A 13780-nucleotide genomic window follows, 5' to 3' on the forward strand; every position below is an offset into this window, starting at 1 on the left:
CTTGCAGGAACCAAGATGTCCGATCCCAAACCTCTGCTTTTTGCACTCTATGAACAAGCCAGTGTCGGGTGCGGCGGTGCGCCGAGTCTGTGGACGCACCCGGCTGACGAACGCCTGGCGATCAACTCGCTGGGCTACTGGTCAAACCTGGCGCGGATTGCCGATCAGGCGCACCTCGATATGTTGTTCTTTGGTGATGTGCTGGGCTTCTACGATGTGCTGGGTGGCAACGCCGATGCGGCAGTGAAATGGGCGGTGGAAGCACCGGCCAACGATCCGTTGATGATCATTCCAGCGTTGGCGGCCGTGACGGAAAACCTGGCGTTTGGTGTCACGGTGACCACCAGTTATGAGCACCCGTTCACCTACGCCCGGCGCTTCAGCACGCTTGATCACCTCACCAATGGGCGAGTGGGCTGGAACATCGTCACCTCTTACCTGTCCAGCGCCGCCCGCAATTTCGGGCTGGAGCAAATGATCAAGCATGACGATCGCTATGAACGCGCCGAGGAGTTTCTCGATGTGGTGTACAAACTCTGGGAAGGCAGTTGGGCCGACGACGCCGTGGTTGCCGACAAGGCCCGCCAGCTGTATGCCAGAGGCGAGCGGGTGCGACCGATCAATCACGAGGGTGCGCACTATCGCGTGGCCGGGCCGCACCTGACCGCTCCGTCCCCGCAGCGCACCCCGTTGCTGATTCAGGCGGGCTGGTCGGGACGCGGTCGAGAGTTCGCCGCCAAGCATGCGGAACTGATCTTCATCGCCAAATCCAACCCGCAGGAAATCCGGCAGGGCCTGGAAGACATCTGGGCCCAGGCTCAGGCGCGTGGGCGTCAACGTGAAGACGTGAAATCGTTGACGGTGTTGCGCATCGTCACGGCCAAAACCGAAATCGAAGCCCAGCGCAAATACGACGAGCTGCAAAGCAACTATCACTTGCAGGCACAACTGGTCAGTTACGCCGGCGACACCGGCATCGACATCAGCCGCTACGCCGACAGCGATGCACTCTCGACGCACACCGAAGGCCTGACCTCATACGTCATGCGCCCCGATGGCAGTGGCAAGCCGCTGACGGCGGGTGATGTGAAAAAGCGCTTCGCCAGTGTTACCCGTGGCAGCGACCTGATTCTCGTCGGTACACCGCAGCAAGTCGCCGAGCGCATCGAAGAACACGCGCGAATTTCCGGCACCAGCGGCTATATGCTCAACCCATTGCTCAGCCCAGGCAGCCTTGAGGACTTTGTCGAACTGGTGATTCCCGAACTGCAAAAGCGTGGGCTGTACCGTACTCAACCGCAAAGCGGCACTTTCCGCTCGCGGTTACGGGCAGATCACTCCAATCACCTGCCTGACTCGGCCTATGGGGCTTCGTTCCGCTTCGACAAGGCGCTTTATGGCTGATGGCAGGCGTTGCCGGCGAACACCAGCCACCATTGATATAAAACTGCTGAGCCGTTTGCGAATCCACGGCGTGGATATTCGAAGATTGTGTTGTCATCCAACTAGCTCCTTAGAGGACTGATGGGGGCTGTTAACCGCAGGGACGGAGGGAGGTCAGAGCAACGCCGGGGCACCGGTATATCGGGTGCCCTGTGGTTTGAATAAGCTAGCAAAAGGGCTCAGTCGAAATATGCCGTTCTTGAAGTCGGCAAGGGATAATCTGCTGTATCTCAGGGGCTGACGTTGCTTCTGTGCGATCGAGCATCAAAGCTGATAGTCAGGTATTACTCACATCGATATTTTTTCATGTCTAAACTTGCCGAATTCCGCCAGCTCGAAAAACACCTCGCCGAACAGCTCCAGGCCCTCGAAGCCCTCAAGGGCGTCTGGCTGTCATTGACGATCCCGACAGCCTCGACGTGATGCCGACGATGTCTGTCAGCAGAACTGATGCACCTGCGAGCTCCATGCTCGAATAATAAACATTTAACGATATCTGAAATTCAACAAAACATAACAGATCATGGTTGCTGTTAGTCCGATCAATATGTACTCGATGCGGGGCAGGAATATAAATAGCCCTGCCAAAGACAACACGATCAAGGTGTTTTGCAGTATGTACTTCCTTATTTTAGGTACGGCTACGAAATAGCCATATTGCTTGCCCAGGAAAAACAAGGTCATGCCGATGATTGACATAATCTGAAAATCGCGTATCACAATGTCGTTCAGGATTGCATGTCTAATCAAATTGGCGAGGAGGGCCAGCCCTATAAATAGAAAGAGGTGCGAGTAGATCAAAGAGTGCCCGCTCATACTGCTATCATTTTTGCTCAGCAGGTAAAAGCTATCAAAATAGATCCACCAGATACTGCAAATCATGATAAAGCCGGTGATTGCTGCCATTACATTATAAAGATCCCATTGAATGCCGGATAATCCTCCAGCAAGGCTAATGACTGACTCACCCAATAAGATGAGGGTGAGTAAACCTAGTCGTTCAACCAAGTGTTCCGTATGTGCTGGCAAAGGCTTTGATTTGCTCCAAAAAAATACAGGCAGCAGAATATCAAGAAAAATCCCAATGTAAGCGACAACGTAACGCACAGGTGGGTCAAAAAGAATGGATGTAAGACTAACCATCGCGCTAACTAACAGGGCAAAGCCAAGCCTGGAGGATAATTCGCTGCGGTAATCGATTTTACTGATGGATGAAATGTACATGATGCTGATGATGGCACGTATTCCAAAATAGCAGGAAATAACAAGCGGATAGTTTACTCCTGATTCCTCCCCGATCCGTGCAGACAACACAATCAGCAGCAACATTATAAATAGTGTGGCCAGGCGGTGAAGGCTGCTGTCGGTATCAAACCTGTTGGAGTAAATCGTGTGGCTGGACCAAACCCACCACAATGGAACAAAAAGCAGGATAAATGTCCACAGTTGCTCTTGTTCAAAATGGCCCTGGTGAACATGTCCGAGAGTGTGCGTAACCTTGCCAATTGCAACAACAAAAATCAGGTCAAAAAACAACTCTAACCATGTGGCGTGTCGATTTTTTTCATAATACTTCAAGGATTTCATTCGCTGCTGGCTCCGTATCGGCGGTCTGTATATGGCCAAATGGCGAGTGCGTGGCAGCGAGCCAATTGGATCGGGCAGATGCTGCCGTTCAACAGCCGTACATGCCGCCTCGATTACGGTTGGGAACTATCAGGCGAATTGATTATCCGGCCATTTCGTCAACTCACCAACGAACGCTCAATCATCTGACTCATTTCGGCGAACTCTGGAACCCCGTCATAGCGAAGCCCGTCAATGTAAAACGCGGGGGTGCCGTTAACGCCGCTCCGTACGCCGCCATTAAAGTCGGATTTTATTTTGGCCAGGTAAGTGCCTTCCTGCAGCGCAACATAAAGTTCTTCACTGGAGAGACCGTGTTTTAGAGCGATGGCCCGAAACAGTGGCATGCCCAATCGATCTTGATTCTCATACAGTTCGTCGTGAGCCTCCCAGAAGAGTCCTCGACTCCCTGCATATTCAGCGGTGACTGCTGCCCCCATGGCGTGCGGATGGGCGGTGGTCAGGGGAAAGTTACGGAACACGAAGAGCAAATCGTTGCGAAAACGCTGTTGGAGATTTTTGACGACCCAATACGCTAAACCGCAATAGGGACATTCATAATCGCCAAATTCCACCAAGGTGACTTTGGCATGCGCGCTTCCCTGGCGATGGTCGTTGGCACTTACCGGCACTTTGAGAGTGGCCATGTGATCACCTGTTAATTTTTGGTTGGCGTGCTTTGTGGCGCGTTCGCCAGTGCATCCAGCGCATCCAGAATGCCGTCCGCCCCTGGGTTGATTGCCATTGGTGAGATGTAGCTCCAGGTGATCACTCCCTCCTTGTCAATCACGAACAGTGCCCGCTTACAAACGCCCAGGTGGGAGTCGTACGCTCCATACCGTCGCGCCACAGCTCCTTTGGGCTCAAAATCGGCCAGCAGGCTGAAGTGGAAATTCCGATCTTTGGCAAATGCCTGATGACACCAGGCGCTGTCGACTGAGATGCCCAGGAGCGTCGCACCGTATTCTCTGAATGTGGGAAGCAACTGGTTGTACAAGGTCAGTTGATCGCCACAAACCGAACTCCAATCGGCGGGATAAAACGTCAGTATCACGGGATTTCCCTTCAGCTCGCGTAGCGACAATTGCTGATCGGGAGTCGCATACAGTAAGAAGTCGGGCGCTACGGTGCCGGCTGGCAGCGGCTCCTGAACCAGGTCGTCTTTCGTTTCCTCTGCATCACCAAATTCTGAAGTGTTCATTGCTTGAGCCCTGATAGATAGGAGTTTGGGGTCTACTCAGGGGGGGATGCGACTTGCCCGGCGGGGATAACTCCATCCACCATAAAGGGATTTATAAGAGGCAACGCTGCCACGATCTCAGCCTGAGCCTGAGTGTTTTCGGCAGCAAGACGTTCATATTCCGCGTCCAGAAGCACGACGACGCCCGCCGTGCTTTCGCGGTATTGAATTGAGGGCCAGGTGGGGAGAGCAGCGACAGGATTCGCTCTGGCTCACCAATGACTATAGTCGCTGTTGTCGCTTGTCGTAGTCGCCAAACGCGTTTTCGGTTTCCTTGGCAAGGCCTCGCGCGCTCGCTCTGTTGCCATACACCTTCGCGGTAAACGCCTGGTCATCTCATTACTGATCGATTCGCCCCGGCGAATTCGCAGCTCAAAGCGCTGCTCGATCACTCTGGTGATTCCATAGCCTCAATTGCTGATGAGTGGGTGATTTACCACCGGCGGTATTTCTGATCATGAAATCGATGTTCTTTGCGGGTTTGGCTGAGGTGCAGGAAGGGCTGGAAGCGGACGAACGGGATGGTGTCGTCATCATCGGCAATCGCAGTGAACGGCCTTCACTTGGAACGACCCCTGGGCCCGTCAGTCTATCTGTATCTACTCATTGGTAAGGTACAGCGCAATGGATAAGACAATCACTGTCGATCAACTGGCTACCACCGACCTCAGATCAATCAACGAAATATGGCTCGGCGAAACTCATACTCAACTTTGCCTATGGCGAGGTGAACAAGTCTTTACGCACGAGATGATGAGTGAGGGCACCCACGATCAGAATATCCAGCGCCTGTGCCTGCAGCTGGTCGACCCTGACGATCAAGCCGCAGTTGCCAGCGTTGAATTGATGGTGCGCGAACAGCTCAAAAGGATAGGGAAGGAAGGTGAGTTTTATCCGGCTGAGGAGGCGGATACTCATCGATAAGACATTCACAGGAAATCAATTCAAGGCCTGTTGAGGCTGTCCAGGTAAAGACCCAGCGCCAGTCCTTGTAAGTGCGGTCCGTGATTTATGGTGTAACCTTCAGCTATTACCCACATCGAGATTTTTTCATGTCTAAACTTGCCGAATTCCGCCAGCTCGAAAAACACCTCGCCGAACAGCTCCAGGCCCTCGAAACCCTCAAGGGTGATGCTGGCCTCAAGAAAGAAATCGAGTTCGAAACGAAGCTGCGCGACTTGCTCGCAAAATACGGCTACAGCCTTAAGGACGTGATCAACCTGCTTGATCCGCAAGCAGGTCGTCGCGCTCCAGCCGCCGGGTCCAAAGCCGGCAGTCGCAAGCCTCGCCAGTTGAAGGTCTATAAAAATCCGCACACTGGGGAAGTTGTTGAAACCAAAGGCGGCAATCATAAAACGCTGAAGGATTGGAAAGCAGAGCACGGCTCCGACACTGTGGAGTCCTGGCTGACCAAATGATTTTGGTTTGAACACAAAAGGGCCTGATTACGGCCTTTTTTTGTTTTCGATTTTTAGCTACTTGAGAGGAATTCCTTAGCTCTAATCAGGGTGTACGTGAGGCACCTTTTACTTGTCACCTTGGCAAGATATGTGAACTTTAGTGATACGCGAATTTCCATTGATTGAGAGTGGAGCCGCCTGACTTCCAGCCCGGTTCGGGCGTCAGGTTTGAACATCCCGCCTCGCGTCTTTGCCTTTATTGCATTGGTCGCGGTAGCCAACGGTGCACTTCTAACCATGATAATGGCCAGCCGCCTTACTTATGGCATGGCCTGCCTTGGACTTTTGCCGAATGCCTTGAGCAAGGTGCTGCCTCAACGACGCACCCCGTGGATAGCAGTGATCGCTACCACCCTTGTGGCAATCGGGCTCACGCTGACGGGGACGCTAGCCACACTCGCTGAAACGGTCGTCCTGCTCCTGCTGTTCGTATTTCTCAGTACCAATTTGTCCGTGTTGATCCTGCGCCGTGACGAGGTTGCGGAAGATCACTTTCGAGTACCTACGTGGGTTCCGCTACTTGCTATCGTCTCGTGCCTGGTACTGCTTGGTCAGCAAAGTCTGGAAACCTGGATGCGTGGAGGCGCGTTGATCCTGACAGGCATGCTGCTTTTCGCCTGTGCAAGAGTGGCACTGCCGGCGCCAGTGGAGCCTGGCTAGGCTTGCAAGCGCTTTCCCTGTCTACCGCAGCGTTAACTTGGCTAAGTTATACAAGTGCCAGGGCGAGCGGTTGTATGGGTGCATTCAATGCCTTGGATCGGCGGTTGTGAGCAACACTGGAACTTCATCAGAATCCCGCCTTACGCCGAGAGTTAATCAGGCTCTTGGAGCGAGCTGAACCATTCGGCATAAGGGGAATTGATGACCAGCCGCCGGTTGAAGTCCGGGCTTCCATCAGCCCACCAGACAGGCCCCCGTTCCCCGAGGGCCACTTTGGCCATTTGTACCTTTTCCCGAGCGCGCTTCAGTTGCGAAGCGTCTTGCGAACCCTTGGCGTTCTTGACCTCTCGTCGAGCGGCCATAAGCGTATCGACAAGACGCTGGCGCACATCTTCATCCAATGATGGGTTGGAACATCGCCATAGCTGGCCTTTGACAACAAAGTAGCGACCGTCTGGTGTCACTGGATGCATTCCCGTCTCCGACCGTTCAAAGAGCACTTCTCCAAAAATTCAGCAAGGACGGCTATCTCGGTTTTCGGGCAGGAAGGCGATTGGCTTGTTTGACTCCAAGCAGTATTCCCAGTACTAGCGCGGCGCCTGCCGCCAGGAGTATTGGATACGGATGTTTACCTGACATCCGGACGCCCTCGACTCCGGGTTGATCGCTTGCCGGGGCAGGTCGATGTCGTGATGACGATGGAGTAAGACGGCTTGGACTGGCAGTGGGGTCGGCGTCTGCCCTGTACGGCATTTCGTTCAAGGGCAATCGCGCACCGTCCGCGAGAGTCAGGGTGAGGTCTTCGACAGTGCCGGCGAGTCGATCGGGAAACACCGGCTCACCCGTGGGATCAAGCTCATCGTAATAAAATTGCTTTCCTTCCAGCCAACCGATGGCCGTCATCAATTCCGGGCCAAGGTAATATTTTCCGTCGAGGAAGAAACCCGGGAAATGTCGTGTGCGTTCGAGACTGTCTATGGTGTAGCGCTCGCCTGCCTTCATACCGGTTGCTGGATCGATCATGATGAAATCCTCAGATTCGCTGGTGTTGCGATAGAGGACGGGGCCTGGCGCAACGTTCCATCGAGATTACCGAAGGCTGTTCTTCGTCAGACCTTTTGAACCTAATTCGAAAACTGTTGCTCAACCGGGAAATGTTCGGGGTGGGTGAAATGAATGCTTTCAAGAATCAACTGACGCTTGAGCAGGAATCCAGATTGAAAGCCCTGGATGCCTGGCATCTTGCATTGGAGAACCGAGCGTTACGGATGGAGTGTCCCGATGCCTATCACGAGGAGCTGTTGCGCCAGTCTGATGAGATGCATCGGTTGGGTATGTTGAACGATACCGAATGGCGTGACCTGCGAAGGGGGGCAGATGCAGCCTATCTGCGTGCCGTCGCTGGTGAGGATTACCACTGAGGTCATCAGCTCATGTCTATTGCCGACGACACTGTTCACTACCTGCGCGCCAATGGTTTGGTGCTCACCACAGCGGAGTCGTGTACCGCCGGTAAAATTGTGACGCTGTTATCCGAGGTCGAGGGTAGTGGCGAGTTCATCGAGTGCGGGTACGTGGTGTATTCGCCTCAGGCGAAACAACGCCTCCTGCATGTCAAACCGCAGACCATCGAAACGTTCAACCTCACCAGCGTGGAAGTCGCGCGTGAAATGGCAATGGGCGCATTGCGCGACAGTACCGCCAACGTTGCCGTTGCTACAACGGGCATTCTCGGCCCGGACGATGTAGACGGTATCCCGGCTGGCACGATCTGCTTTGCCTGGGCGTTTCAGGTAGCTGATGAGTGTTGCGTGTTCAGTCACCAGCATCGCTTCTGCGGCGGACGCTGTGAAGTACAGAAATACGCCACCGAGTATGCGTTGCAGTACTTGACGCGTTTCCATCAGCGAGTTCTGCAAGGTGAGAATGGTGAGCCCGATGAGCGATGAGCGAAACCGTCCCCACTTGCGTAGCCGGAATTATCCAATACGCGAGGACATGGCCTATCAGTTGAAAGTCTGGATCTCCGTTATTGTCCAGGAAGACTGACTCGCAGGTTTCTAACAGCAAAGGGAAATCAGCACCCGTTGGTCGACAGGGCAGAAGGTTTTTGAAATTAACCCCGGCGCATTTGCTTCAGATGAATGTGGGTTGGCATTCGGTCTATTGCCGAGTGAACGGCAGCCCTGATGCACCTGAGGAGAATGTCATGTTCCTACATAACAAACGACTTCAATACACCGTGCGCGTTGCTCAGCCCAATCCGGGGTTGGCCAATCTTCTACTGGAACAATTCGGGGGAGCCCAAGGGGAACTCGCTGCAGCTTCACGCTACTTCACACAGGCGTTGGCCGAAGATGATCCAGGCAGAAAGGATCTCCTTATGGATATTGCCACCGAGGAGCTCAGCCACCTTGAGATCGTCGGGTCGATTATCGTGATGTTGAACAAGGGCGCCAAAGGGCAAATGGCCGAAGGTGTCGAGGAAGAGGGCGAGTTGTATCGCGCTATCAACGGGGCCGGCAACGATTCCCACATCACAAGTTTGTTGTACGGCGCCGGTGCTCCCTTGACCAACTCGGCAGGCGTTCCCTGGTCGGCGGCTTACGTCGATACCATCGGCGAACCGACTGCAGACATGCGCTCCAATATCGCCGCTGAGGCCAGGGCGAAGATCGTCTACGAGCGTTTGATGAATGTCACAGATGATCCGGGTGTAAAGGAAGCCCTCGGATTTTTGATGACCCGTGAAATCGCCCATCAACTGTCTTTCGAAAAAGCACTGCACGCCATCCAGCCTAATTTCCCTCAGGGCAAACTGCCGGGTATGCCTGAATTCACCAACGTTTACTTCAACATGTCTCAGGGCGAAGGCAGCACCCGCGGGCCGTGGAACGAAGGGGAGGACTGGGAGTTCGTAGAGAATCCAGCGCCGGCGGTGGATGGAGGCGAGGGCACCGCGACTGTGCAATTGAGCGCCGAGGATGAAGCGTTGCTCATGGACATGAAAGCCAGGACGATGTCCGACCCAGACAGCAATCCGATCACGGGTGCGGACCTGGGGGCGGGTGTGCAAGGCGAACCACAACCTTAATGACGCGACCGCACGCCGAAGGGCGTGCGGTTTTTCCAACTCAAGAAAACAGGAGGGTGCGATGTCCGAGCCGTTGACCTCATCTGGCGCAACACTTCGCTCACGGTTTGTTCGACTCTCAAAATCCGGATGGGGCGGGTTAGCCTTCTGGTCAATTCTGATTGGCGTGACGCTTTGCTTGCTGATCAGCGGGTACGGCGCCTTCGTCGGCGCCAACAAACAAAATCTGCACTTTGCATTTCTCGGCGGCATGTCAGGCTTCGCTGCGACGGCCATAGGTGCGTTGGCAGCGATTGCGTTACGCGATATCGCCGCCAGAACGCAGGACATCATGCTCGGCTTCGCTGCCGGGATGATGCTGGCCGCCAGTTCGTTTTCGCTCATTCTTCCGGGCATCGAAGCCGCCCAGGCGCTGTACGGTAACCAGTTGCTCGCAGCCTGTGTCGTCGTTGCAGGATTGGGATTGGGGGTAGCGCTGATGATCGGTCTGGATCGCTTCGTGCCTCACGAACATGAGAAAAGCGGTCGCCGTGGGCCCGAGGCGCAGCGCATCAATCGTGTATGGCTGTTTGTCCTGGCAATCACGCTGCATAACTTGCCGGAGGGGATGGCCATTGGAGTGAGCTTTGCCAATGGCGATATGAAGGTGGGATTGCCGCTAACCACTGCCATCGCCATTCAAGACATTCCCGAAGGCCTGGCTGTGGCGCTTGCGTTACGCGTGACCGGGATTTCAGCGCTTCGCGCTGCGCTTATTGCGGTGGGCTCAGGGTTGATGGAGCCCATTGGCGCGATCGTCGGCTTGGGGGTTTCGAGCAGCTTCGCATTGGGATATCCCATAGCGCTCGGTCTGGCGGCGGGCGCGATGATTTTTGTGGTGTCCCATGAGGTCATTCCCGAGACCCATCGCAACGGTCATGAGACACCTGCGACCTTGGGGTTGATGCTCGGTTTCGGGGTCATGATGTTTCTCGACACGGCTTTGGGTTGACCCTTTACCTCCCATCCATCATTGGACGGCGTGGTTGAAGAAACTGGAAGCAAAAATCCGACGGTAGGCGTCGCGATCCCACCTGCACTGCCTTTCAATTACGTGCAGCAAGGAGAAATCATGACAACGCACAGGCTAACAACGAAGGGCTTGCAGTTGAACGTGTCGATCTGCGGTCAAGGCTCTCCGCTGCTTTTGCTCAATGGTTTGGGTGGTTTGATTCGTACCTTCGATCCGCTGCGCAATGAACTTGACGACTTCATGACCATCACGCTGGACGTGCCCGGAGTCGGCAAGTCGCAAATGCCCCGTTGGCCCTTTCGCCTGCCACGCCATGCCGACGTGATTGCCGGGATGCTTGAGCAATTGGGGATCGACCAGGTCGATGTGTTCGGTGTGAGTTGGGGAGGTGCATTGGCTCAGGAGTTCGCTCTTCGTTACCCGAGCAGGGTACGCAGGTTGATCCTCGCGGCGACCTCTCCCGGCCCATTGCTGTTGATGAAGCCTGCAGACGTTATGGATTTTTTCCGCAAGAGTAAAAACACCAAAACGCACCAGCAAGAAAGATCCGGCCATTCAGTTCAGACGCTGCTGCGTTTCGGTGTGATGAAGGGCATGCTCTCTGTTAATCCGCGAACCTACTATTTCCAGCTCGCAGCCTTGATCGGATGGACAAGCCTGCTTCGATTGTCCCGACTGCTTCAACGCACGCTGATTCTTGCCGGCGACCGCGATCCGTTAATACAGGCGTACAACGGCCATGTCCTGCGCCGCACAATTGGACGTTCAGAACTTCGCCTTCTGAAGGGTGAGGGACATTTCTTTGTGGTGACCAGCGCTGGACGAACTGCCGTCCTGGTCCGCGAATTTCTTTGCCGCCCTTACGACGATGAAGAGAAGGCACCGAGGATCGCGAACTGAAACACCAAGGCTGGCCTGGAGCGCACACGCTCGTCTCATCAATAGTCACTCTGTACCTGATGCTATCACGCTGATGCTGAAGCAGCGCCTCACGCGTGCTCCTCAAGCCTGCGCACATCACCCAACGAATCACGTTGCATCGACTGCAAGTTCTTTTCAATGGTTTCGCACAGTGCTTCCATTTGAATCTGGTGTTCGCTGTGGCGAAACGGGCTTTGCAGATCGGTGCCGATGCGTTCGATGGCCAGCAGCATGAATCCCACCACGGTCGACGCCAGCGGCGTGAACCAGCCCAGGGATTCGACCAGTCCCACCGGCACGATCAAGCAGAACAGCGAAATAAACAGCCGCGGAAAATAGACGTAAGGGTAGGGCAGCGGGGTATTGGCGATCCGCTCCATGCCGCCCTGACTGTTGGACAGGTCGACCAGCGTCGACTCAAGCCGCGCCAGGCGAATACTGTCCAGATGCCCGGCCTTGTATTCCTTGGCGAGCAAAGTCGCGGAGCCGGTGAGGATATCGTTGGCAAAGTTATTGGTCGTGCCACTGCGGGCGAACTCTTCGGCGGGAATGAACGCCCGCACCTCGTCGGGACAAGGCTGGCCTTGCAGATGCGCGGCGAGGCAATTCACATACGCGACGTGGCGGCGCAGCAGGGTGGATTTGACCGGATTCACCTCGCCGCCGGCATCGTCCAGCAGCGTCAGCACCTGCCGGGCGAAGCTGCGGGAGTTGTTGATCATCGCCCCCCACAACGTCCGCGCTTCCCACCAGCGGTTGTAGGCGCTGCTGTTGCGAAAACTGATCAATACGATCAACGCCGAACCCAGCAACGTCAGCGGCATCAGCGGCAGGTTCAGCTTGGCGTTAAGGAACAGCATGAAGTCGACGGTGACGGCGATGTCCCACAGCAGCAACCAGAACAGAGACCAGCCCACGTAGCCCAGGGTCTTGATGATCAGGCGGTATTTTTTGACGATGGCAGCTTTCAAACGGAAACCTCGTGGCGAGCAGTTTGCTTAAACGCTTAAGCTCGGACGATGCCTGGCACCGGCAGTTCCCTGGTGAAGCAGCCAACCGTCAGTCAATCTGCGAATGCAGAAGGGAACGGACAGAGCGACCGAGCAAAAAGTTGTTCGTCCGCTCTCTCAAAGACTCTTGAACACTAGGCGGGGGGTTGCCGCGCTGCCGACACACTGGATCGTCGGTCCGCCCGCTCGCCGAGCCGCCATCCCAGCAGACCCCATAGCAGTGCACACAACGCGCCGACCAGCGCTGCCATGCCTGCACCTTGGCCGACCGCGTCCAGCGCGCTTTTCGCCCAGGCGCTGATGGCGTCACCGGCGCGGTAGACCACGGTGTCGATGACGTTCTTTGCCTTGTACTTGCTTTCGGCATCGAGCGGGGCAAACAGCATCTCCCGACCTGGGCGAACGAGGGCGTACTCACCGATGCGGCGCACGATCATCAGCGCGGCGATCAGGCCAAAGCCGGGCGCGAAGATCAGCCCGACAAACCCCGCGCACATGACCAGCGGGACCATTGCCAGCAACACGCCGACACCTAGCTTTTGGGCGACGCGTCCAGTGATGAACAACTGACAGAGCAAGGCGCCCGCCTGCACGACAAAGTCGATGATGCCGAACACGCGCACCTGCGACTCGCGGTCCGGGAAGTGGTCGGCGACAACACGTGCCTGCTCGGGCATCGATTCGAGAGTGGAAAAGTGGGCGTGTTTGAGTTCCACCGAGACGGCCGTGTTGTGCGTATCCCGCCTCAAGGACAATTGCTGACGTCATCGCACGATTTGAAAATCCAATCGGCCATCAACGGGCTGGGCATCGTGTATACCTTCGAGGATTTTCTGCGCGAGCCGCTATCCGATGGTCGACTGGTGCCGATTCTCGAGGACTGGTGGCAGGCCTTCGACGGTCCTTTTCTTTACTACCACGGGCGCCGTCACATGCCTTCGCCGCTCAGGGCGTTTGTAGATTTTCTGCGGGCCGAGCGGCAACTCGCAGAGAGCTCAAGCATCTTCAGCGCCGTGTCGTAAGGCCTGCATCGACCGCAACCTGCGTGTCCGCTCAGGGTCAATCCGCCCCAACGAACACTGCAGCAACCCAAGGCCGTACCATTTCCATGCTTCTGGCGGTGACGCCAAGACCTGCGCGCGTCGCTGCTTTGATGCCAATGGGAAGACCTAAGCTCATTCCAAAAAGATATTTATTTAATCTTTTTAAGATCGTTTAGCTTTTAGCAAAGGAAACGTGCAGCGTCTCGCTTGCGGCGTTTTTTTGCCTCAGGCCAGCCCTGTCCGCGGTCATGCCTGAGGCTCCTGTCCATTT

The 13780-nt window shown here is 55.3% G+C and carries 13 protein-coding genes and 6 pseudogenes; 11 read left to right on the forward strand and 8 right to left on the reverse strand.

Annotation, left to right across the window (positions count from 1 at the left end):
* Positions 1–15 precede the first annotated feature (15 nt).
* Entirely contained in the window at positions 16–1404 is a 1389-nt protein-coding gene (locus AC07Y2_RS00950) for an LLM class flavin-dependent oxidoreductase (protein ID WP_103385242.1), read from the forward strand.
* A gap of 345 nt (positions 1405–1749) precedes the next feature.
* Positions 1750–1827: pseudogene (locus AC07Y2_RS00955) on the forward strand (transcriptional regulator); the annotation flags it as partial.
* A 102-nt stretch (positions 1828–1929) separates the two neighbouring features.
* Here the strand turns inward: AC07Y2_RS00955 and AC07Y2_RS00960 are convergent.
* The 4 genes and pseudogenes from AC07Y2_RS00960 to AC07Y2_RS00975 all read right to left on the reverse strand — a co-directional run.
* Positions 1930–3030: a low temperature requirement protein A gene (locus AC07Y2_RS00960; RefSeq protein ID WP_103385243.1), complete on the reverse strand. Its 1101-nt coding sequence runs from the start codon at positions 3028–3030 to the stop codon at positions 1930–1932.
* A gap of 158 nt (positions 3031–3188) precedes the next feature.
* Complete coding sequence (locus AC07Y2_RS00965; protein ID WP_103385244.1) at positions 3189–3716, reverse strand: DsbA family protein; 528 nt, start codon at positions 3714–3716, stop codon at positions 3189–3191.
* 11 nt (positions 3717–3727) lie between these two features.
* Positions 3728–4270, reverse strand: coding sequence for a redoxin domain-containing protein (locus AC07Y2_RS00970; protein ID WP_103385245.1), 543 nt, complete (start codon positions 4268–4270; stop codon positions 3728–3730).
* A 36-nt stretch (positions 4271–4306) separates the two neighbouring features.
* Positions 4307–4585, reverse strand: a pseudogene (locus AC07Y2_RS00975) (TolC family protein); the annotation flags it as partial.
* 348 nt (positions 4586–4933) lie between these two features.
* Here AC07Y2_RS00975 and AC07Y2_RS00980 point away from each other — a divergent pair.
* The 3 genes and pseudogenes from AC07Y2_RS00980 to AC07Y2_RS00990 form a co-directional block, all read left to right on the forward strand.
* Positions 4934–5233: a hypothetical protein gene (locus AC07Y2_RS00980; RefSeq protein ID WP_039768521.1), complete on the forward strand. Its 300-nt coding sequence runs from the start codon at positions 4934–4936 to the stop codon at positions 5231–5233.
* A 128-nt stretch (positions 5234–5361) separates the two neighbouring features.
* Entirely contained in the window at positions 5362–5727 is a 366-nt protein-coding gene (locus tag AC07Y2_RS00985; RefSeq protein ID WP_039768520.1) for a histone-like nucleoid-structuring protein, MvaT/MvaU family, read from the forward strand.
* Between the two features lie 195 nt (positions 5728–5922).
* Positions 5923–6429, forward strand: a pseudogene (locus AC07Y2_RS00990) (amino acid permease); the annotation flags it as partial.
* 152 nt (positions 6430–6581) lie between these two features.
* Here AC07Y2_RS00990 and AC07Y2_RS00995 read toward each other — a convergent pair.
* On the reverse strand, positions 6582–6902 hold the full coding sequence (locus AC07Y2_RS00995; protein ID WP_103385246.1) for a hypothetical protein: 321 nt from the start codon (positions 6900–6902) through the stop codon (positions 6582–6584).
* Between the two features lie 291 nt (positions 6903–7193).
* A pseudogene (locus tag AC07Y2_RS01000) lies at positions 7194–7452 on the reverse strand (short chain dehydrogenase); the annotation flags it as partial.
* A gap of 149 nt (positions 7453–7601) precedes the next feature.
* Here AC07Y2_RS01000 and AC07Y2_RS01005 point away from each other — a divergent pair.
* The 5 genes from AC07Y2_RS01005 to AC07Y2_RS01025 all read left to right on the forward strand — a co-directional run bounded on the left by AC07Y2_RS01005 (position 7602) and on the right by AC07Y2_RS01025 (position 11435).
* The gene (locus AC07Y2_RS01005) at positions 7602–7850 is read left to right on the forward strand and encodes a hypothetical protein (RefSeq protein ID WP_178082835.1); all 249 of its coding nucleotides are present in this window, start codon (positions 7602–7604) and stop codon (positions 7848–7850) included.
* A 12-nt stretch (positions 7851–7862) separates the two neighbouring features.
* On the forward strand, positions 7863–8378 hold the full coding sequence (locus AC07Y2_RS01010) for a CinA family protein (protein WP_011334202.1): 516 nt from the start codon (positions 7863–7865) through the stop codon (positions 8376–8378).
* 260 nt (positions 8379–8638) lie between these two features.
* Positions 8639–9523 (forward strand): manganese catalase family protein, encoded by an 885-nt coding sequence (locus AC07Y2_RS01015; RefSeq protein WP_064596678.1) that lies wholly within the window; start codon positions 8639–8641, stop codon positions 9521–9523.
* A gap of 61 nt (positions 9524–9584) precedes the next feature.
* A complete protein-coding gene (locus AC07Y2_RS01020; RefSeq protein WP_011334200.1) occupies positions 9585–10514 on the forward strand; it encodes a ZIP family metal transporter in 930 nt (309 codons plus the stop codon).
* Between the two features lie 120 nt (positions 10515–10634).
* Positions 10635–11435, forward strand: a complete 801-nt coding sequence (locus AC07Y2_RS01025) for an alpha/beta fold hydrolase (RefSeq protein ID WP_103385249.1) — start codon at positions 10635–10637, stop codon at positions 11433–11435.
* 89 nt (positions 11436–11524) lie between these two features.
* On the opposite strand, the gene AC07Y2_RS01030 is transcribed toward AC07Y2_RS01025, so the two are convergent.
* A complete protein-coding gene (locus tag AC07Y2_RS01030; protein ID WP_039768508.1) occupies positions 11525–12427 on the reverse strand; it encodes a bestrophin family protein in 903 nt (300 codons plus the stop codon).
* Positions 12428–12600: 173 nt separating this feature from the next.
* Positions 12601–13137, reverse strand: a pseudogene (locus tag AC07Y2_RS01035) (Npt1/Npt2 family nucleotide transporter); the annotation flags it as partial.
* Here AC07Y2_RS01035 and AC07Y2_RS01040 point away from each other — a divergent pair.
* Positions 13132–13488: pseudogene (locus AC07Y2_RS01040) on the forward strand (LysR substrate-binding domain-containing protein); the annotation flags it as partial. The pseudogenes AC07Y2_RS01035 and AC07Y2_RS01040 overlap by 6 nt on opposite strands.
* Positions 13489–13780 lie beyond the last annotated feature (292 nt).

The sequence above is a fragment of the Pseudomonas sp. GW456-12-1-14-TSB6 genome (assembly GCF_059424205.1).